Origin of the sequence: Paenibacillus sp. CF384 (genome assembly GCF_900106745.1) — a bacterium.
Lineage (GTDB): Bacteria > Bacillota > Bacilli > Paenibacillales > Paenibacillaceae > Paenibacillus_Z.
The window spans coordinates 70567-90597 of sequence record NZ_FNNV01000015.1; the positions used below are offsets into that span (position 1 = coordinate 70567).

Sequence of the window (20031 nt, forward strand, 5' to 3'; positions counted from 1 at the left end):
TCGCTGATTACTTCATTACTGGCTTTCTTGCTCTTGCATCAGCAGGTAAACGCGGTAGATCATCTGCGCGGTTTCAGCTCTTGTTGCTTTGCCCGTTGGGTTAAGCGCGTCATCGTTACCTTTAACAATGCCTGCTTTGACCATGGCCGCCGCCGCGTCCTTCGCGTACTTAGCCAGCTTGGAGGTATCCTTGAAACCTTCAAGATCTGCATCCGAGCCGCTCAGCTTAAGCTTACCGGTCACTTGCAGAGCACGCTGCAGAAGCAGCATAATTTCTTGCCTCGAGATGTTTGCCTTCGGATTAAACTTATTGTCGCCTACGCCTGTCGCAATGCCAAGCTTCTTCATAATGGCGAGCGATTCATAATAGTAATCCGTTGCTTTAACATCGGTGAAATTGCTGCTGTTGCTGTCTGTTGATTTGAGATCCAGCAGTTTGACCAGCATGACCATAAAGTCGGCTCTCGTCATGTTCTTGGCTGGTTCAAATGTTGTCGCGGAGGTACCGTTAATAATGCCCTCACTAGCTAGGGTTGAGATTGCATCCTTTGCCCAGTCGTAATGCTTGTCCACGTCCTTGAACGGTATCGTAGCCGGAGGAGCTGGCTTGTCTGGCTCTGTCGGTTTCCCTGGTGGCGTTCCTGTGTCGCCATTGCCGCCATTACCGCCATTGCCGCCATTGCCACCATTACCACCGTTACCGCTGTTTCCGGAACTGGTAGTCGTGAATCCCCAAATATCGGAACGCGTAAATCCGCTATTCGCATCCTCGGCTGTTACATACCATTGATAGTAGTTACCAACCTGAAGACCGCTCCATGTGACTCCCGTTGTTGTATCGCTGACAACATCATTGTTCTTTCCAATCAATTTGTCCGTATACACCTTGACGCCGAAATAGTCTGTCGCAACTTGTTTGTGCATCGGCTGCAAGTCGACATCCAGATCAAACTCGTCTTTGCCTGGATAAGTTGCCGGATCATAATAGTTGTAATCGTCCAAATATGGCGAGTACGTCTTCACATGAACCTTGTTGCTCTTCACGTCGAATTGGAGCAGGCGGATGTAACCAAGGCCGCCTTTCTCCGCGCCTTGATAATCGGCTAGCAATTGGTAAACCGTGCGATCCGTAACGCCATCGCCGTCATCGTCAATTTCGGTATTCAGTTGCTGAGCATCATGATAATGCCCGCAAAGTACTGCAATCACGTTCTTGTTCGGCACGACCACGCGCTCATGGATTTTCTCCGCAATCGGCGCACGTGTGTCGGACACGAGCAGATACTCATGGAAATCCAGAATCGCCTTACGATCCGGGTAAGCTTTAACGACTTCGTCCATCCACTGAATGTCTTCGTCGCGGATATCCCAGCCCATATAGATAATGATAAAGTCGTTGCCGCCTGCCGAAATCAAGTCATAGTGACCGCGATTGTTCTGATGCGAACCGCCATAAGTCGGTTGCTTCTTGAAGCGGTCCTCGCCGAAATACTTGTAGAACGTTGCATAGTCGGCATATTGATGCGACACGTCATGGTTCCCGGCAAGTACGCCGTAAGGAACGTTACCATCCTCAAGGACCTTCATATCCTTGCTCGCTTCTTCCCACTGGTAGTTCTTGTCCGCTTCATCGACGATATCGCCGGTGTGGATGACGTACTTGATCTTCATCTTATCCTTGTTATCGATGATCCACTTCACGTTGCCTTGATAAATTTCCGGATAGCTCTCGGAGTAGTATTGCGTATCAGACATCCAGACAAAGCTGAAGTCATATTCGTCCTCTCTGGCCGGCAGCTCATCCTGCACGATGACATGAATCGTTTTGTTGACAGAGTAGTCTCCCGCAAGTACTTCAGCCGTTAAGCTGAAATCCTCATTGCCTGCAAGCTTCTCGTCAAGTTTCTTCCAGTTCTCTTCGGCAGGGCTCCACGCATACATGCTTACTTTACGGCCTTCAAGCGACTTGCCCTGCCAATCGATTTCCACTTTATCCGTTTCTTTCACAGAAGGATCCAGCTTCACTTCGAAACGATGGTACGGGAATTTCTCATCGGAATCATTGCTTAGATATTGACCGTCTGCTTTGCCGATCAAATCATATTCCCCTTGATTCAGCGCGGTTTCCCCTTCAGGCTTCAGCATCTTAGGCGGTTCAACTTCGGATGCGTTCTTGTACGCAGAGAATCCGCTTTTGTGCAGACTGTCAAACAGATAGCCTTGATAGAAGCTTACGTTCATCTTATCTTCCGTTGGATCTTGAACCTTAATCGACAGATTGGGTGCGCCGGTTTCGTCCATGCCAGGCGTTACAAGCTGCGGCTTGACCGGGTTCTCGTTAGGTACCTCGAAAGACAAATTCTCTTCGGTAATATTACCGACGTTGTCTTCTGCTTTAATCGACAATACATGCTTGCCCGGGCTCAGCTTTGAAGACGAAGTAGCCAATGGCAGCGAAATTGTTTTGCCGTCAAGTTTAGCCTCCGACGTTTTCACACCTGCGATGGCATCCGTAACTTTGGCATCAAGCGTAAATGTACCACGGTATGTCTTCCCGTTCTCGACCGTCGGCACGATAACAGGTGCTGAATTGTCGACCTTGATATCAGCCTTCACTTCGCCGAGTTCCGGGCTGCTAACCACGATACGATGAGGTCCTTCGGAAAGTTCCGACGTGTTCAAATCATACGCCTTGGATCTCAAATCCGAATCATTCAAAGCAAAAGTGAAATCGTAAACGGGCTTCTTCCCTGTACTGTCCCCTACTTTAAGTTCCGTCAACGGATTGGCGTAGTTTGGATCTCTTACAAGTGTTCCGTCTGTGAATACCAGTCTGACATTCTTCACCGTGAAGTCATCTTTGTTTTCCGTCGGACGATCGTCGTACGGAGAAGACTTCGTTCCTGCACGAATGGAGATCACATTCTTGCCTACCTTCAAGCGATTCGCCGGAATCGGCACACTCAAGGTTTGATAGGAATTGATGGGATCCATGAAGATGCTCAGGATATCTTCCCCCATCGTAACGCCGTTCTTGAAGTAATAGTTGACCGCATTGGCATCAAACGCAAAGTAAGGATCATTCTCAAGTGCATGGTAGGTGCCCGAAGTCAGCTCCTTATCGTCGATGCTCATGTTCAGCGTATCCGGTCCTGCCTGCTCGGCCGTACCTTTGACAACCTTCGTTCCGCCGATGATATCGTCGTCCTTCAGGTTCAAGCGTAACGGCGTATGTTCTTCACCGCCAGTGATCTTAACCGTGTATGTAGCCGAGGTCACATCATGCGAACCATCCGAGACGACATAGTAATATTGAATCGAAGTTTTGCCAATTAGATCAGGCGAGTAGAGTGTGAAATGATACATGAAATCGTTATAGTCGCGGTACAAATAACGGCTTGCGAAGTTCGCATCTGAGTTTGATTTGTAGTAGAGCTTTACCGACTTGATGCCTTGATCGTCCAGAGCATCGCCTTTGATAGCCAAGTTCTTGGATTGATCGATTGTCGTAACGCCATTGATGTCCGCAATGGTTGGCGGGTCCAAATCATCCTTGCTTTTAATTGGAACAGCTGGCACTTGATCGGCAAGCAAGCTGCCCGGTGTTGGCGCCGCGATGCCAGAACTTACCTTAATCATCGTCGTGCTGCCGTTAGCCGGATATTTATAAACGATGGCTTTGCCTTCTTTTGTTTCTTCATTAGGCGGCATGCCTGCAAGTGCTGCAGTACCGTCATAGTACACGGCGGATAAGTCCACATGCGTATTGGTCCCAATAGCGGCACCTCTTTTACCTGTGTTGGACATGCCGTCCGCATACATTTTGAAAATATCTTTATTTTCAATCAGGTTCGTCTTATAGGTCTTATTAAAGTCTGCTACCGTCAAACTCTTAGCGACGCTGTTAATAATCCAGAAAACAATCGTCTTACCGGCTCCAATTGTCATGTTCTCGCTATCCGTCGGCCATACGATATCGGCATCCGGACCGGAATCCGTGTAGCGGTAATACAGCTTGTAATCTTTCAAATTCACATCTTTATCCGTATTGTTATACAACTCGATATATTCGTATTGGTCACCGCCAACGCCTACACTATTCGGCATCAGCTCTGTAATCAGCAGCGCTGGAACTTTGGCTGGATCAAATTCCGGTACATTGACCTTCACTGTATACGTATCCGACGTCACCGTATTCACGGTATCTTTCACTTCAATATAGTATTGCAGCGAAGCCTCGATCAGATCCTGGCGCGGAATGTCGGCCAGATACGTGTGACCGGTTGTGACGGACATCTTAGCTGCCGTGAATTTAACTTGTGACGAGGTTTTGTAATATACCGTTGCCGCAACGGGATCGACCTTGCCGTCATCGCTTTCCTTATTCGTGATTTGAGCGATAATTTTCAGATTCACATTCGTCTCGGCAGAGGCTACCGGCGTATGGGTAATCACCGGTTTCTCGTTCTCGCCTTCATCCGGAATTGAAGCCGGCATCTTAGGTACTTGACTCGCATCAACTACGCCAGGCGTAGCACTTTGCGTTCCTGCGGATTCCAGCAGCATCGCAAGCGTGCCGTCATCGGGATATTTGTAGAGGAGTGGTTTGTCTTCAATTCCGCTGACTTGCGCGTCATAATGAGCGGACACAATGTCCTTGTTTAAGGCATTGCGGAAAACAAGACTGCGAGCGCCGTCGTTCTCCATCCCTGCGCTGTCGATCTTGAACAAATCCTTGTTCAGGGTCAGAGTAGAGCCGAAATGCATGTTGAAATCGGCAGCCGACAAATTGTCGTTGGAGCCGTTGCCAATCCACAAAACCACCGATTTCTGGGACGGGATTGAGATATCGCCTGTCGGCCACTGCGTTTCCTTGGTTTGATTCGTGTACACATACATGAGCTTATAATTTTTCAAATTAATCGTACGATCGGCGTTGTTGTACACTTCGATGAACTCATATCCATCAAACGCAGATCCATTCACCGTGAGATTCGTTGAGTTAGGGTTCAATTCAGTGATAAGAATCGAAGGTACGTAGTTGTAGTTCAGACTCGCTCGAATGTCCACTGTATAGACGTCCGTGTCTTTCTTAATCGAACCGTCCGTCGTTTCAATATAGTATTGGAGCTTCTTCTGTGTCAGTCTAGGCTTGGGAATTGCGCCTTCAAATGCAGAATGATCCGGTGTAGATCTGCTCGGGTTCAGCGTCATAGGTACTGCCGTGTAGGTCGACTCCGAATCCAGCTTGTAATAGATGCTTGCCGTCGCCTTGGACAGGTCTGCGCCGTTCGCCGCCGAAACCGAAGCGATCATCTCCAGATCGCTGTCGTCGATGCCGTCCTTTACAGGCGTATGATCGATGACAAAAGCAGGCTGCGGTACTGTTGGCTGCTCATCCGAAGCCAGTGTCGGCATAAAGACACTTTCGACTGTACCCGGCGTAGCGGCATGGGTACCTGCGGCATAAGTGCCTTCTGTAACCAAGGTGCTATTCGCACTGCCGTCCGTTGGATAGGTGTAAAACAAGCCTTTATTAGGATTCGTTAATCCCTTAGGATTAGGGGTAGTTACATCCTTATTATCCCTAGAATCATAAGCTGCAGTGGCAACTTTATTCCCACTACTGTCCTTCAGATACAAATCGCGTGCGGCATCGTTTGCCATGCCTCCTCCGCCGTTTATTCGGAATAGATTCGTTCCTTCCACAAGCGATGTACCGGTACCGTAATTAGCATTGAACTGCGCTGCCGTCAAATCTTTGGTTACTCCATTCATCACCCATAAGACGATCGAACTCTTGGCTGGTATTACAGGGTGTTGACTTGGATCAGTGAGTGCCCAAGTCGCATCCACATCGGCGTTTGAAGCGTTCAGATAATGATAATTGATGCTGTAATTGTCAAACGAAACAGGCGCCAGTGAGTTATTATAGACTTCGATAAATTCATACTCGTCCGAATCGGACACATTGAAGCTGTCCGGCACGAGCTCCGTAATCAACAATTTCGGCACCTTCGAGAAATCCAATCCGGCCTCGGCTCCTGCCCCTTCCGCACGAACAATTCCTGAGCCATACGGTGTCATGAGCCCCAACAATAAACTTGCCGTCGTCAGTGCGCCGATGATCGGCTTGACGAGCTTCTTCTTACCCACTTTGAATTACACTCCCCGTTCCATGATTAGTCAATTTGATGTTAGGTTATCGAACAGTGAGCTGTAGACTGTCGCTAGTAACATGTGTGACTTATCTTAGACCCGTTTTGTAATAATAACGTTATCGGGATGTGTAGTAATCGTAAAAGCAGCCCTATTATCAAAAATAGATATTGACAAAATAAGGATCACATGCAAATGATAATAAAATTATTAGTTAATAGGTAGTATCGAATGATAGGTTAGACTTCATCACGTGGTTCTCGTATCTGATTTGTTTACTTATTCTTAATGTGAAAAGAAGCTGCATTTTAAGATGCAGCTTCTTTATTTTCCACAAACTGGAACTAATAACTCATTTCCCCATAGAATAGAGCATGTCTTACTAAGAAAGGAGTGAAATACTATGCCTACCTATTCTACAGGAATAGTAACGAATACAAGAGATTTTGGTACAGCTGCTTCTAATATCGTTGTCAGTACAAGAAATTTAAATCTGCAAAGCCCCGTTACAGTGATGATTGAAATTTACGCTTCCGTCGATTCCAGCGTATTCTATACCGGTTATCTTACTTCGTATGTCGTAGCTGCGGATTCTTTTGATGTACGTGAGTTTTTTATTGCAGGGAATGTTGCTTTTGAAGTTCAAGTCGATCTATCCTTGTCCGATGCTTTGCTGACCGTTACCGGAATTAATGAGTTCGGGAACTTAGTTGAAGATCAAATCTTTACGATCCCGGAACTTAACATTATTTCGGGTCTTAGTCCCGCAGTTATTTAATCTTCTGATCGCATTAAAAAGGCTACCGCTACGGTAGCCTCCTTTAATACAAGCCAACACATATTAAGCTCGGTCACGCTCTCCTGAACGACTTCGTAATCCGGCAAGACCGAGTAATCCAAGCAAGCCTAGCCATCCCCAATCGAAATCATTATCAGTCGTATCGACTGCAGTGGCCCGGAAGTTATTTGCGTTTGTCAGTCCAGCACCACCGGAAATTGTTTTGTTAGTCATCGTTCTATACGGACTCATAGTGCCATTATTGTTGCCATAGCCGCTACCATAATTACTGCTATAGCTCCTCGATCTGTTCGTATTGTTTATGTTGTTCATATTCATGTCCATAGATGATCTCGGCGTACCTGGAATGCCATATATATCCGGTGTACCGGTAGCGCCAGGTGTCCCACTATAATTTCCGTTTCCATACATACTCGAATGACTTTGGTTCGTATTGACATTGCTCATCGAAGAAGTGTGTGCCATAGCTGGAATTGCAAGCATAGCAGACAAAGTGACACATACAGCAGCACTTGCGATTGCTTTTCTCACGGATTCACAACCTCCAGAAGTTTATTTACTTCAAGAAAAGAAGCTACATGTATGGTTTCTCCTTGATCTAGCCACTCCATCCTTGCTTTCTGCTGGTAACCCGTCTAAGGAATAGTCAGGAAGTGATATAAACGCAGCAAACCCAGTGCTGAGCAAGCACTGGGTTTGCAACTCGTTTCGGATTATGGTGAATTATTTCTTCTTAGCAGCCAGCTGCTGGCGATACTCTAGAGCAGGTAGTCCACCCCAGCCCCAATTGTCGGTGTCAACCTCTTCGATGACAACGAAGGTCGATTCGAAAGGCTTATGAAGGACGTTTAGCATGAGCTCGCTTGCCCCTTTAATCAGAGCTGCTTTCTCCTCTGCCGTGACGGACTGCCGGTCTGGCGCTGTACCTTCTTTAGTCACTTGGATTGTTACGATTGGCATGATGATGCACCCCCTTAAGAGATCGTTTGTTTAATGACATCCAGAAATTCATCAGGTGACTTCAGTCCGGAAAGACTGACTTTCTCGTTAATGATAAAGTACGGTACTCCCCTAACGCCCAGCTTCTGAGCATTACGTTGTCCGGCTTCAACCTTCTCGATGCCTTCGCCGCTCAGCAGTCGTTTCTTTAACTCGTCGGCATCATCTGTTACCTTCGAGGCGAGTGCGATGCTAACAAGCTCATCCACATTCCCGATGTCTATTCCTTCTTCAAAATAAGCCGTGGATAGCGCTTCAATCAGCTGCACTTGCAGATGCTCAGGCGTAATCGCAACTAATTGATGGGATTTAACCGTATTCGGCGTATATTTCACAAGGTCCATATTATAGTTAAGGCCAAACAGCGCACCTGTTGTGTTGTACTGCTTCATTCTTGCTTCGAATTGTGCAGTACCGCCTAATCGTCCGATCATCACTTTGCGATAATCTTCACCTTCGGGCCGAATATCTGGGTTAAGCTGAAACGCATGCCAGCGAATCGTTGCTTTCGTGTCTTCCGGCAATTGCTCTATTGCTGTTAGCAGACTCGTTGTTCCCATGCGGCACCATGGGCATATCGTATCGAAATAAACATCTATGATTACTTGGTTCACTTTGCTGCCACCGCTTGTTTAACGGGTTGAACCGTTTTGATATGACGAATATAATCGACTGTGCTTTGCGCCAAGCGCTCATCAGTGAGATTGGACACATCGCTTAGTGCAAAGTGTGGCAAGTATTTTGCGCCGATAAAGCCCGCAAGTGCGTCGATTGGCCGTAAGATTTCTTCCAGCGTGTATTTATTTGAGCCGTCATGTTGGTACGATGCTTCAGAACCGTAAGTGGAAATGGCAGCGCCAATTTCTTTCCCTGCTGTTTTGGTGCCATCCGGTCCAAATGCCCAGCCATATTGCAAGACCGTATCAAACCATCTTTTCAATAGTGTAGGTGTGCTGTACCAGAACAACGGATATTGGAATATGATGCGGTCATGTGCTTCGATCAGCGCTTGTTCCTTCGCAACATCGATATTCTCGTCTGGGTACTCTTTATACAACTCATGAATTGTGATTTCGCTGTGCTTTTGCAATTCTTCGCGCCATGCGCGGTTCACTCGGGATTGTTCCATATTTGGATGTGTAATAATAACTAGTGTTTTCATGTTTGTAATCTCCATTCGGTTTGGTTTTTTTGGTTTTGTTTGATAAGGTCACACGATAATTGCTAATTACTTGACTTCAATTTCAATCAACGGCCTGCATTTTGCCCGCCATCTACATGTAGGATTTCCCCGGTTACAAATTTAGCGGAATCCAAGTAAAGGATCGCATCCACGATGTCGCTTTGTTCCCCCATATGGCCCATTGGATGCAGCTTATTCAAGAAATCATGCGTTTCTTCCGGATGCATCGGTGTTTTGATAATGCCTGGCGCTACTGCATTCACGCGAATTCCCTTATCCGCGTATTCGATAGCCATTGACTTCGTAGCGGAGTTTAAGCCGCCTTTGGTAAGCGAAGCTAAGATTGATGGTACGCCGGCGATCGGTTGATCTACAAGGCTCGTTGTAATGCTCACGATATGGCCGCTGCCGGTCTTCAGCATTTCAGCTGCAACACGTCGCGTAATCTGGAAGAATCCCCCCATATTGATCGACACCACATTTGCAAAATCCTCATCCGTGTATTCCGTAAATGGCTTTGCAAGGAAGATACCAGCATTGTTGAGCAACGTATCCACACGTCCGAATTTAGTCAATGCTACTGCTACTACACGATCAGCGACCCCAGGATCGGAGATATCGCCGGCTACTGCCGCAACCTGAGTGCCCGTAGGATCAATCTCTTGCGCCGCCGTAACTAGTGTGTCCTCTCGGCGTCCGTTAATCACTACATTCGCCCCGCGTTTCACATATTCCAATGCTGCTGCTTTACCAATTCCGCTGCTTCCACCAGTGATGATGACTGTTTTACCTTGCATGTTCATTGTTTTTTCTCCTTTGACCTATTAAAAGGTAGTTTATTTGAAATGCTAAAACCTTCTTCATTAAGCTTTACTAACTCTTCAGCAAATGTGTGTTGCTTTTCTTCATGTTTTTATTCTACCTTTTAGTAGGTAGAAAATCAATGGTAATATCAAGCACTTCTTTCACTTTATTTATTCTTGAAATAATCTACATTCTTCATATAGATACTTTCTTGCTTCGCTACCAAAGCACCGTCGGCCTCCGTAACACTTCTCAATTCGAGCCATTCGGGGTCATTGCGAAACTGCTCATAATTAATATTCCGCTGCTCCATATTCTCATGCTCCACAATATAATACAGCTGATTATGCTCTGCGTCGGCATCTTCCCAGAAATGCGTAATTTTCATGCCATGTTTACCGAATAGCTCTATGACATGATCTCTGAAACGAGCTTGGATTGCCTGCATTTTGCCTGGCATAATGTGATACACACGCAATTCGTACAACATATCGTGATTCCTCCTCCTGAAATTTAGATTGCCCTGTGGAGATCTATATTATCTACGACCTATTGATAGGTAGATAATACTCTAAAAAAGATCCGCTCCAATTCTTACTTCAAAGCGGATAGAATGCCTTCAGCAACCGTGTCGTATCTCTGCATATCCTTGAAGCTTCTAGCTAATAATTGTGCACCTTGCAATGCGGCGAATAATTTATGAGCTTCCATTACAGCGCCGCCTTCGAATCGAAGGTTTCCGTCTTGTCGACCATTCTCCAATACCTGCGATAACCAATCCAAGTTGATTGCAAAAAATTCCGCAACCCCATCTCGTGCTCGATCAGATAACGAGGTTAGATCAGTCGATAACATCACGCCAAGACAGGTACGAAAATTGTCGGCCGGACCACTGCGATACAATGCAATGAACTTGACCAGCTTGTCATAACTGTTCGCCGATTCTCCATCGACTTTGGCAATGAAAGCATTGAAGTTTTCTCGATATCGCTTAATCAGCGCTTCTCCCAGATCCTCCTTACTTGGGTAATGGTAATGAATACTTGCGGTACGTATTCCAACTTTCTCGGCGATGTGTGCGTAACTGAATCCGTTAAAGCCGGATTCCATCACCATGGATTCAGCGGCATCCAAAATGGCTTCTGCTGTGTTTGTGTTTTTGCTCATGTGGTTATTCTACCTTTTAGTAGATAATAAATCAAGTCGGAAATTTCAGGTGCAATTCCTTATCGTTCTCATATCGCGTTGTGACTATGACTTGTATATCTCATTCTGTCCTTGTAAATACTTGGAACAACTATTGTCAGTTAGGAGAAGATGAGCAAATGACCGTGCAAACAAGAGAACAAATCACTGCAACCCAGCTCGGCTTTTTACTGATTACATTCGTCATCTCTACAATCATCTTGACGGTCCCCGGAATTATGGACATGTTCGGCAAACAAAATTCATGGTTGTCCCTCTTCCCTGCCGGCTTAACCGGATTGCTTTCCGTTTGGGTCATGATTACGCTTGGAAAACGTTATCCCGGATTAACGATTACCCAGTATAGCTCCAAAATCGTCGGCAAATGGTTGGGGGCTTTACTCGGAATCAATTATATCTATTATTGGTTTATATCCATAACAACCATTACGATGCAGCACGTAGGTTTCGTAAGCACGCTGTTATTACCGCAAAGCCCGCATATCGTCGGAAGCCTGACATTCTTGATTCTATGTGCGATAGCTGTCATTACCGGAATTGAAGTGATCGCAAGATGCAATGAGCTTATTAGTGTGATCATCTTGGCTTCTTTGCTGCCTCTATTGGTCTTGGCCGCGAGCATTGGCGATTTCAACCAATTAAAGCCGATTTTAGGTGACGGCATTATTCCTGTTCTTCAAGGAGCTGTTAGTCCGGCCGGTGGATTTATGAATCAGTTATTCATATTAGGTTGGCTGTATCCCTATCTGAATCAACCCCATAAAGCACGCAAAGTTTCGTTAATCGCACTTAGCACCATTTTTCTTATTATTGTAGCCATTGTATTGCTTACTATTACGGTACTGGGACCCCTGACAGGCAAACTGACCTATTCCTTCTTGAGTGTCATTCAATATGTCGGCATTACGGGATCATTTGAACGTCTGGAGGCAGTTGCTGTATCCATTTGGGTCATGGGCTGTTTTGTTAAAGTAGCCATTTGTTTGTTTATCTTGTGCCTTTGTGTCTGTCATCTCTTTGGTATTCGGAATTATCGCGAAATCGTCTTACCGGTATCCTTGATGGCCCTCGTTGGCTCTGCGTGGATCTTCAAGAACGGTTCAGAGCTGCTGAACTATCTCTCCTTCACATTCCCGCTCTTAGGTTTCTTCAACCACAGCTTCTTGCCATTGTTATTATTAACGATTGACTCCATTCGAAGAAGTACTCGGCGTTCATTGCTTTAGCAGTATTTTGCCAATGGGTTCGAAGATCAAACGGGCGGGTTCCGTGAAGCTCGGCAGTTTAACCCGGGCAAGTAAGAGGGAACCCACTAGAGCGGAAAGGCCCAGTATACATCCGTATACCGCGGCTTCTTTAACTTTATGCTGACTCCGCAGAGCTTTTATTTTCACAATGGCCCATACCGATAAGAGAAGTACATACCCCGCAATTTGCGCGATCATTTCATGACCTCCTTATCCTTCAATTGCAGTGGAGCTCCGGCCATCCCGGCTCCGTTAATACTCAGGTCAGCACGAATCGAAACTTCAACCTCGGGGTATTTGCGATCCCATTGATTCTTGAGCTGTTTCCAAGCCTTCGGATCGTTTCGATAGATATCTTGTCCAATCCCAATACTGTCAACTTTATAAATCTTTTGGACTTTGACCAGCAGTTTTCGGATTTCCATTTCAACCGATTTCTCCATGGATTTCTGAATAAGCTCAAGGTTGTTCGGTCTGCTTACATCCAAGTGAGTGTTATTCTCGACTAAACTCGCTTGTCCTTGTACCTGAATAGTGACTTTAATGGCATCCCCGTTTACTTGCGAAGTGATTTTCCGCTTAGAATGGTCAATAATGACCCCTACCGACCCTCCGTATTGTGGAAGATAAGTAGTGACTCTTCCTTTCTTCATTCGATTGGTAGCCCACAATAATCCATTTGTTTCTTCCTGGTCCAGAAAACCGACCACTTTTAAATCCTTGAATACGGCTGAGCCCATTAGGCTGAATAGTTTGTTTTTGGTTCCTTTGAGTGAGGTCGAATGCACGTCTTCCTCTATGACCCCTGTAACCGGGTTAATCCCCTCGCTTGTGGCTTCTATGAAGAAATCTCTAAGCGTGGCCACTAAATTCCCTCCCAAAGCTTCCATTTCCTTGACCGCTTCTGTCGGCACTTGTTCAAAGGGGTATTTCGTACGCAGAACTTCCTGTCCTTGTCCCCCTCGTACCACCATGATGTATGTTTTCAATCGTTGGCGCGGATCGTGCGTGAACACATCTAGAACCTCGTTAATCCCCTGTTTGCCGAATGCTTCGCTTATGAAGATAACGCTGCGATGCGATGTGAATAATCTCCGAGAGCTCTGATTCTGAAGCTTCTGGAAGGCTTCGTTTGCATTCTTCCCCGTAGCAGACAGTACAAAAAACCTTTCTTGTTGGCCACTTCCCCCCATACCGGAAGAGGGAATTGCGACCTGTAAGGATAGCAACGTCTCGCCCTCCTCCGTTACGTCAAAAGCCGTACCTAAGATGAATGCAAGGTCATTGATTTCCGTTCGGTCCCAACAACCGCTTGTGATGAATACCATGAATAATAGACCGATGCATAGGATAGGTTTCATTTTCAAATTCATGTCCCTTTCTCCGTTACTTCAAGTCGGTTCATTATTGCCCAGATTGCGGTTTCCTTCTGGACGGGCTTGGCTGCTGACCCTCAGGCTGGCGAACCGGATGGCTCTTTGCAGTTGCAAGCGGACGATGGGTCCTGGCCCAAATTGGTGCCCTTACAAGAACATCCTTCAGATTACTGAAGGAAAGCGGCGCAATCGGTGCAAAATACGGAACGCCAAACGATCGTAGAGATGTAACATGCAGTAAGATACCGAGAAATCCGAGGACTATGCCGTAAAGCCCAAGCGTACCCGCTAAGAATAACATTGGAAATCGGAGCAAGCGGATGCCGTTTGCAAAGCTGTATCGCGGAATCGTAAAAGCCGCAATGCCGGTTATCGAGACGATAATTACGACCGGAGCGGAAATAATACCCGCCTGCACGGCAGATTGACCGATGACGAGTGCACCAACGATGCTTACGGCTTGTCCAATCTGTTTCGGCAAACGAATGCCTGCCTCGCGCAATGCCTCGAATATAACTTCCATCAAGAAAGCTTCAATTAGAGCAGGGAATGGAACAGATTCTCTTGAGGCCGCTATGCTCAAGACGAGATTCGTCGGTATCATTTCTTGATGGAAGGTTGTTACCGCAACATAAAGCGGAGGCGCAAATATGGCGATGAAGATAAAAATAAACCGTATCCAACGCACAAAGGTCGCAATCGGCCAACGAACATAATAATCCTCGCTCGCTTGCATCCCGGTCCAGAATGTCATGGGAACGATTAGTACAAATGGACTCGTGTCCACAAGGATGGCGATTTTCCCTTCCAGCAGCTCAGCCGCAACAACATCCGGACGTTCTGTGCTATGTACGAGCGGGAACAGAGAATAGGGAGAATCCTCGATATACTCTTCAATGTACGCAGAATCGAGAACGCCATCGATCTTAATCCGCGATACCCGATTTCGAACTTCCTCTACAACCGATTCATTCGCAATGCCATTGATATAACTCATAACAACTGTGGTTTGAGTTAGCTCTCCAATCGTTAAAGACTCCATTTTGAGCCGTGGAGTTTTCAACCTGCTTCTTAGTAATCCGATGTTCGTCGATATACTCTCGATGAATCCATCTCTCGGCCCTCGTATAACCGGCTCAGAAGAAGGTTCCTCCAGGCTGCGCTGTTTGGAGCCCTTCACCTTGATCATCACCGCATGACTATCCGCTCTGGTAAGTACGATCGCATGGCTGTCCAATAGGTGATTTACAATTTCAGTAACGCTGGAGGTGACATACGTTTTCGCTGCAGTTATGAAGAGATCATCCAATGTTTCTGCTTGGACCTGACTCTGTTCGTGTTGATTATTTCTAGCGATCAATGGCTGCAGGATATGCTTATCAATCATTTCTTCTTCTATTGAACAGGAGAAGAAAATGACAATCCATTGTTTCTGGCCAGCTGAACGGACAGTACGGAATACGATATCGGCATCTTTGTCGAAGATACGTTTGAACAGCAATTCATTCTGCTCTAAATCCGAAGTAAGACTGGCGCACTCTTCAGCTTCTGAGTAATCCTCCGGAATCGTAGGATACGCGGGCTGGCCTGGTATCCCCTTCCTAAACCTCTTCACTGAATAAGCCTCCTCAATGAAAAATAGATATATCTATCTTCCCATTATTGGGCAAAAATATGCTGATGCTGAGTAGGATAGAGCTAAGAGCAAGCACAAAAAAAGCAGCTGAACCTGAGAATTACAGGTCAGCTGCTTTTGACTTGATCCAATCCATATTTATTAATTTCCGGTGTTCATCTCGGTCATCGTCGTTCTCTTCTTGTACCAACGGTATACCACCGCACTGGCAATGGAAAGCAGCGCAACAACAACCATACCCCAGATCAGATTATCGAATGCTCTTACTTGAGGGAGATCACGCTGCCAAGCAAGCGCACTTGCCGAAAGCGCGACACTGAATCCGCCGCTTATGAATTGCATCAATTGAAACAGTCCCATTCCGGAGCCGACTAGCTCTTTGGGCAGCAATCGTGACATCTCGTTCGAAACCGAACTGGAAATCGCTGTGAAACTTATGCTTGTTAAGATGAAGATCGCACCAAGGGCGTAATAAGAATGTGTAGCAAATAACGCAAGTAATATAACAGAGAGGAGAAGCATCCAAGGCACGTAGCGAATCAACGACGCATTGCCATAGCGGTCAATGATGCGACCTACTCGGTTCGAAACAAGCATAGCCAGCAGCGCACCAGGGAACAATACTAATCCGGATGCTCCGGGTGTCAGACCGTAAAGGTGAGACAGCATTTGCGGTGCAAGGAACAGGAAGCTGAAGCTGACCATGTAAGCTGCAATGGCTACCGACGCTAAAGCCAGATAGGATTTATTACTAAACAAGACCGGCAGAACGAACGGATTCTTGGCCGTGCGAATTCGCCATACAAACAACAAGATTGCAAGTATGCCAACGCCGAGCGCTAACAAGCTCTTCGATGTTAGGAATAACAGCAGTGAAGTCGTGCCAATCCCGATGAGTAATGCGCCAAGTACGTCAAATGATCCACCTGCGGCTTTCTCAGCAGGCAGCATACGCAGGAAAATCGGAATAAGCAGCAGCGTAACGCCAGTAATGACGAAGAGGAAATGCCAGCCCAAATATTGGACGACAGACCCACCGATGACAGGACCAAGACCTAGACCAAGTGAAGTAGCAGCCAGCATGATCGACATCGCTCTGCCGCGGCGAGTCAATGGAATGTATCTGGTTAATAGCACGATGCCGAGCGAAGGAATTGCACCGGCTCCTGATGCTTGAATAAGTCTGGCTACAAGCAACATGCCGAATCCGTCACTAAACAGACCTAGCAGCGAACCTCCCCCAATGGACAGCAGCGCCGCAATAAACAAAGCGCGAATCGGTAAAATGTCGGATAGCCTGCTGTACGTAATGGAAGATATGGCAAATACGATTGAATAGCCCGTAACGATCCAAGATGCCGTCGAAGTCGCGAGTGAAAATTGTTCGGCGACCTTAGGAAGTGCAAGGTTGAACATCATCGTGTTCATGATGACCAATACGACTGTAAAACCTAGCATGAACGTAACGTAATGCTCGTTGGACAGTGTTTTCTTCTCGGTAGTTGCTGACAGCTGTTCGAGCGGTAGATTACCGGTTATTGATTTACTCATTTATATGACCTCCTGTTTGTTATTGTGTGTTTTTTCGGGAACGCTCATTCTCTTAATCGTGAAGTTTTAACTGTCTCGCCGTTGCTTCATGTATCTTATCATTTTGAGAACGATCAGTAAAGAATAAAGTTTTCCAGTCGTCCAATTCATCGGACAGCACAAAAAGCCGCATCAGATGAAGAATCCAACGCGGCTTTATCGCAACTTATTTTTTCGAATAAATGATTTTCTTAATGCTATCGTAGGAAAGACAATAATGCTCGGATAATTGCTCCATCGACAGACCGTTCGAAAACTTATGACGGATCTCATCGTTCCGATGGCTGAGCTGCTTTCTAATCCCTGAATTCTCGCCCCATTTCTTACGAAATCCGTCAGGGGTCGGGACATAGACCATGCCTCCATGGACATATTTCTGTATTTCTTTAAGTAATGCTTCTGGAAAAACGATATCGGCGTTTACATATTTCATGATCGCTCTGCTCCTTAAATATATTGAAAGTTTAAGGGAGCAAAGTCTAAACTATAAACGTTTCTTATTCTAGAAATCAAGGCGGAAATCTATTGCTTGCTCCATACAAACAACCGCCGTTGTTTATAGTTCAAACTTTGCAGGGAGCTAATCGTTAATCTCTTCATGCTGAGGATCCTCCTTTGGAAAAGGTCAGGCTTTTCAACCCAAGCTAACCTTACCATATTTTTCAATTGTTGTGTCATTTCATGTTCGATTCTTACGTATTCGCGCTGCTTGCCGCTCGTTGCTTCTTCTGAATCGCGTGCATCCCCATAATTACGGCTACAAGTTCATAGGAGTCCAGATATTCGCTTTGGTTGTTCAGCTGGAAAGCACCGGAAGAAAACCATCCGTTAACTTGCTCAAAACGAGCGATCAAGGCGCCGGATTCATCGGTAATCTCATATTCTTTGGAGAATGCCGGAGAAATGATCTCGTAGCTGCCTCTCCCTTTTGTTTCATAAGTGAATTTCTTAGAAAAGAAAGTAAATCGGCTTCTGAGTACGCCTATTTGCTCCCCGTTTGCATCGCTAACCTCCCATTTACCGGAGAAGAAAGGAAAGCTTCCGGCACAGAGCAGCTGATTATTCTTCCCGTACACTTCGATCGCAGAGCCAAAAGCGCTCTTCAAGTCCAGATGACCTACGTTCTCCTCCTGTTCGTTCAGAATTTCCGTAACACCGGAATTGAAGAAATTATCTCTGAAATATAAATCCAATGAACTAGCCTCCTCCTGATCGTTAAAGCGATTTTTAATAGCAATATCTGATATCTGATACGGACCTGGACGGCAAGCAGTTTCAGTTTCATGATCTTGAATAAGCAAAACATGGGCTGCCTCTTCGAGGAGGCAGCCCATGCTGTTATTTGACCGATTCAGCAATCTTCATCGCTTCTTCGCCTGACAATGGACCGGTGATGGAGTACTGAATATCATCGACAAGCCAATATAGCTCAACGAGCTCAGGCTGCTCAAATACATAACCGTCACTGCCGCTTACTTGCGTAGGAGTGAACAGATCTACAGGAAATATGGCTTTCATGCGGCTCACGGCGTACGTAATGCTCTTCTCGCCTGACGTATACGTGAAGATTACGTCTCTCACTGGTTCATCCTTCATCCCTACCGTTATGATCTCCGAAAGTGAATAACCATCCGGTAATTCATTCGGCACTCGCAGATTGGGTCCGAATGAAGCAATCGCTTCTTCTACTGTGCTTACTGGTGTTGTGATCAATTGAGACAGCTGGGAACCACTAGTTCCTTGGTTGGTTGAAGGCGCATCCTCGGCCGTATTTGTGCCCGGATTCTGTTGTTGAAGGATCAAGAACACAGCGATGATCATAATAGCCGCAGTCAATCCCAACGTCCATGCTTTCGGAAGAAAGAACCTGCGCTTCGACTTCTCCGCAGCTGCTTCCTGCCGGATCTTCTGCTTCATTCGATTGCTCAATTCCATGTCGGTGAATAGTATTTCATCTGCTTCTTCCCGTAGGTGTTGGCGTAATCGATTATCTGTTTCTGTCATTTGTCCGTTCCTCCTTGTCGATCAAGCTAGCTAACGCTTCACGTGCCCGGTGAAGTCTGTTTCGTATCGTTCCTTCGGGCGAAGAAGTCGCATCCGCGATCTCCTTCGTACTGAGGTCCAGATAATAGTACAAATACAGTGCCTCCTGATAAGGGACTGGCAAACGAAGCAAATATTGCAGTACTTCGCTTTTCTTTAGCCGTTCAAGAGCCTCGTCCTCGACACTGATTGTTTGGCTTCGATCCATCTGGCTCGGATCGGTGGGCTGCTCTGTAAACATTCGAACCCCCATTTTGTCTCGACAGACATTAATGGTAATGGACGTCAACCAGGTCTTCATGCTGCTGTCACCACGAAACGATGTCCATTTGCGAAAGCTGCGCAGAAACACTTCTTGACTGATATCCTCTGCAAGATGGCGATCACCTGTATAGAAATACGCGGTACGCATAACGATTGCGCCGTAACGATCCATTAGCTGCTCAAGCGCTTCTGCAGGGTCTTTCGAGAATTGTTCTTTGTTCTGTTTGCCGGCCGGCTTCACTTGATAACCACCTCCACCCTATTAGACGGTCTTCGTTTGCGTTTCGCTGCATGGTTTTCGATATTTATTCGAAATCTGTCGTCTAGTAAATGGGCATACAACGATAACAATTGATAGATTCACTACATATAGTATTAAGATCCCATGATAAAGGAGTTGATAGATATGGCATGTGGTTGTAATGGTTCGCGTAGTGGTAACCAAGGTTCGCGTAACTGCAACTGTAATCGCGGTAACCAAGGTACGCAAGGCACTCAAGATTCACGTCGTAACCAAAGTTCTAATGGCTGCAATTGTAAGCGCGGCAACCAAGGTACGCAAGGTACGCAAGGATCTCGTGGCAGCAATGGCTCTCGCGGCGATAACGGTTGGCAGAATAACAAGAACGGCTGGTGGGTTTGGCGCGGCCAATAATAATCTCTCTCGTCGACTAGATGATTGAAAGTAATCTCCAAAAGGCCTGTTTTAAATAGGTCTTTTGGAT

Annotated in this window: 18 protein-coding genes; 3 read left to right on the plus strand and 15 right to left on the minus strand. The window is 46.2% G+C overall.

Annotated elements, in window-relative coordinates; translation table 11 throughout:
• Positions 1 to 15: 15 nt before the first annotated feature.
• A complete protein-coding gene (locus tag BLW29_RS22030) occupies positions 16 to 6156 on the minus strand; it encodes an S-layer homology domain-containing protein (protein ID WP_090983608.1) in 6141 nt (2046 codons plus the stop codon).
• A 406-nt stretch (positions 6157 to 6562) separates the two neighbouring features.
• Between BLW29_RS22030 and BLW29_RS22035 the strand changes: the two genes are divergently transcribed.
• The gene (locus BLW29_RS22035; protein WP_090983611.1) at positions 6563 to 6937 is read left to right on the plus strand and encodes a hypothetical protein; all 375 of its coding nucleotides are present in this window, start codon (positions 6563 to 6565) and stop codon (positions 6935 to 6937) included.
• A 63-nt stretch (positions 6938 to 7000) separates the two neighbouring features.
• Here the strand turns inward: BLW29_RS22035 and BLW29_RS31890 are convergent, their stop codons facing one another.
• From BLW29_RS31890 to BLW29_RS22070, 7 genes are all read right to left on the minus strand, one after another.
• Positions 7001 to 7489, minus strand: a complete 489-nt coding sequence (locus BLW29_RS31890; protein ID WP_090983613.1) for a WGxxGxxG family protein — start codon at positions 7487 to 7489, stop codon at positions 7001 to 7003.
• Between the two features lie 192 nt (positions 7490 to 7681).
• Positions 7682 to 7918 carry a tautomerase family protein gene (locus tag BLW29_RS22045; RefSeq protein WP_090983615.1) on the minus strand — a complete coding sequence of 79 codons (237 nt, stop codon included), beginning with the start codon at positions 7916 to 7918 and terminating at the stop codon, positions 7682 to 7684.
• Between the two features lie 14 nt (positions 7919 to 7932).
• Complete coding sequence (locus tag BLW29_RS22050) at positions 7933 to 8571, minus strand: DsbA family oxidoreductase (RefSeq protein WP_090983617.1); 639 nt, start codon at positions 8569 to 8571, stop codon at positions 7933 to 7935.
• Positions 8568 to 9119 carry an NAD(P)H-dependent oxidoreductase gene (locus tag BLW29_RS22055; protein WP_090983619.1) on the minus strand — a complete coding sequence of 184 codons (552 nt, stop codon included), beginning with the start codon at positions 9117 to 9119 and terminating at the stop codon, positions 8568 to 8570. The genes BLW29_RS22050 and BLW29_RS22055 overlap by 4 nt, the downstream gene beginning before the upstream one ends.
• 86 nt (positions 9120 to 9205) lie before the next feature.
• Positions 9206 to 9943, minus strand: a complete 738-nt coding sequence (locus BLW29_RS22060; protein WP_090983622.1) for an SDR family NAD(P)-dependent oxidoreductase — start codon at positions 9941 to 9943, stop codon at positions 9206 to 9208.
• A gap of 167 nt (positions 9944 to 10110) precedes the next feature.
• Positions 10111 to 10434, minus strand: a complete 324-nt coding sequence (locus BLW29_RS22065) for an NIPSNAP family protein (protein WP_090983624.1) — start codon at positions 10432 to 10434, stop codon at positions 10111 to 10113.
• A gap of 104 nt (positions 10435 to 10538) precedes the next feature.
• Positions 10539 to 11111, minus strand: a complete 573-nt coding sequence (locus BLW29_RS22070) for a TetR/AcrR family transcriptional regulator (protein WP_090983626.1) — start codon at positions 11109 to 11111, stop codon at positions 10539 to 10541.
• A 158-nt stretch (positions 11112 to 11269) separates the two neighbouring features.
• On the opposite strand from BLW29_RS22070, the gene BLW29_RS22075 reads away from it, so the two are divergent.
• Positions 11270 to 12376 carry a GerAB/ArcD/ProY family transporter gene (locus tag BLW29_RS22075; protein ID WP_177186762.1) on the plus strand — a complete coding sequence of 369 codons (1107 nt, stop codon included), beginning with the start codon at positions 11270 to 11272 and terminating at the stop codon, positions 12374 to 12376.
• A gap of 215 nt (positions 12377 to 12591) precedes the next feature.
• Here BLW29_RS22075 and BLW29_RS22085 read toward each other — a convergent pair whose 3' ends face one another.
• The 7 genes from BLW29_RS22085 to BLW29_RS22115 form a co-directional block, all read right to left on the minus strand.
• A complete protein-coding gene (locus BLW29_RS22085; RefSeq protein WP_090983632.1) occupies positions 12592 to 13770 on the minus strand; it encodes a Ger(x)C family spore germination protein in 1179 nt (392 codons plus the stop codon).
• 31 nt (positions 13771 to 13801) lie between these two features.
• The gene (locus BLW29_RS22090; protein ID WP_090983634.1) at positions 13802 to 15388 is read right to left on the minus strand and encodes a spore germination protein; all 1587 of its coding nucleotides are present in this window, start codon (positions 15386 to 15388) and stop codon (positions 13802 to 13804) included.
• Between the two features lie 162 nt (positions 15389 to 15550).
• Positions 15551 to 16960 carry an MFS transporter gene (locus tag BLW29_RS22095; RefSeq protein ID WP_177186763.1) on the minus strand — a complete coding sequence of 470 codons (1410 nt, stop codon included), beginning with the start codon at positions 16958 to 16960 and terminating at the stop codon, positions 15551 to 15553.
• 205 nt (positions 16961 to 17165) lie between these two features.
• Positions 17166 to 17432 carry a CD3324 family protein gene (locus tag BLW29_RS22100; protein WP_090983636.1) on the minus strand — a complete coding sequence of 89 codons (267 nt, stop codon included), beginning with the start codon at positions 17430 to 17432 and terminating at the stop codon, positions 17166 to 17168.
• Between the two features lie 259 nt (positions 17433 to 17691).
• Positions 17692 to 18192: an LURP-one-related/scramblase family protein gene (locus BLW29_RS22105; protein ID WP_090983638.1), complete on the minus strand. Its 501-nt coding sequence runs from the start codon at positions 18190 to 18192 to the stop codon at positions 17692 to 17694.
• 145 nt (positions 18193 to 18337) lie between these two features.
• Positions 18338 to 19003, minus strand: a complete 666-nt coding sequence (locus tag BLW29_RS22110; protein ID WP_090983640.1) for a DUF4367 domain-containing protein — start codon at positions 19001 to 19003, stop codon at positions 18338 to 18340.
• Positions 18987 to 19547 carry an RNA polymerase sigma factor gene (locus tag BLW29_RS22115; RefSeq protein ID WP_090983641.1) on the minus strand — a complete coding sequence of 187 codons (561 nt, stop codon included), beginning with the start codon at positions 19545 to 19547 and terminating at the stop codon, positions 18987 to 18989. Before BLW29_RS22115 ends, BLW29_RS22110 begins: the two co-directional genes overlap by 17 nt.
• A 181-nt stretch (positions 19548 to 19728) precedes the next feature.
• On the opposite strand from BLW29_RS22115, the gene BLW29_RS22120 reads away from it, so the two are divergent.
• Positions 19729 to 19989: a hypothetical protein gene (locus BLW29_RS22120; RefSeq protein ID WP_090983643.1), complete on the plus strand. Its 261-nt coding sequence runs from the start codon at positions 19729 to 19731 to the stop codon at positions 19987 to 19989.
• Positions 19990 to 20031: the final 42 nt, after the last annotated feature.

Bases quoted from the DNA above. Each gene is read 5' to 3' on its own strand.
- BLW29_RS22055 (WP_090983619.1), bottom strand. From the start codon at position 9,119: ATGAAAACACTAGTTATTATTACACATCCAAATATGGAACAATCCCGA.
- BLW29_RS22075 (WP_177186762.1), top strand. From the start codon at position 11,270: ATGACCGTGCAAACAAGAGAACAAATCACTGCAACCCAGCTCGGCTTT.
- BLW29_RS22110 (WP_090983640.1), bottom strand. From the start codon at position 19,003: ATGACAGAAACAGATAATCGATTACGCCAACACCTACGGGAAGAAGCA.
- BLW29_RS22095 (WP_177186763.1), bottom strand. From the start codon at position 16,960: ATGAGTAAATCAATAACCGGTAATCTACCGCTCGAACAGCTGTCAGCA.
- BLW29_RS22045 (WP_090983615.1), bottom strand. From the start codon at position 7,918: ATGCCAATCGTAACAATCCAAGTGACTAAAGAAGGTACAGCGCCAGAC.
- BLW29_RS22120 (WP_090983643.1), top strand. From the start codon at position 19,729: ATGGTTCGCGTAGTGGTAACCAAGGTTCGCGTAACTGCAACTGTAATC.
- BLW29_RS22060 (WP_090983622.1), bottom strand. From the start codon at position 9,943: ATGAACATGCAAGGTAAAACAGTCATCATCACTGGTGGAAGCAGCGGA.
- BLW29_RS22035 (WP_090983611.1), top strand. From the start codon at position 6,563: ATGCCTACCTATTCTACAGGAATAGTAACGAATACAAGAGATTTTGGT.
- BLW29_RS22065 (WP_090983624.1), bottom strand. From the start codon at position 10,434: ATGTTGTACGAATTGCGTGTGTATCACATTATGCCAGGCAAAATGCAG.
- BLW29_RS22070 (WP_090983626.1), bottom strand. From the start codon at position 11,111: ATGAGCAAAAACACAAACACAGCAGAAGCCATTTTGGATGCCGCTGAA.
- BLW29_RS22085 (WP_090983632.1), bottom strand. From the start codon at position 13,770: ATGAATTTGAAAATGAAACCTATCCTATGCATCGGTCTATTATTCATG.
- BLW29_RS22100 (WP_090983636.1), bottom strand. From the start codon at position 17,432: ATGAAATATGTAAACGCCGATATCGTTTTTCCAGAAGCATTACTTAAA.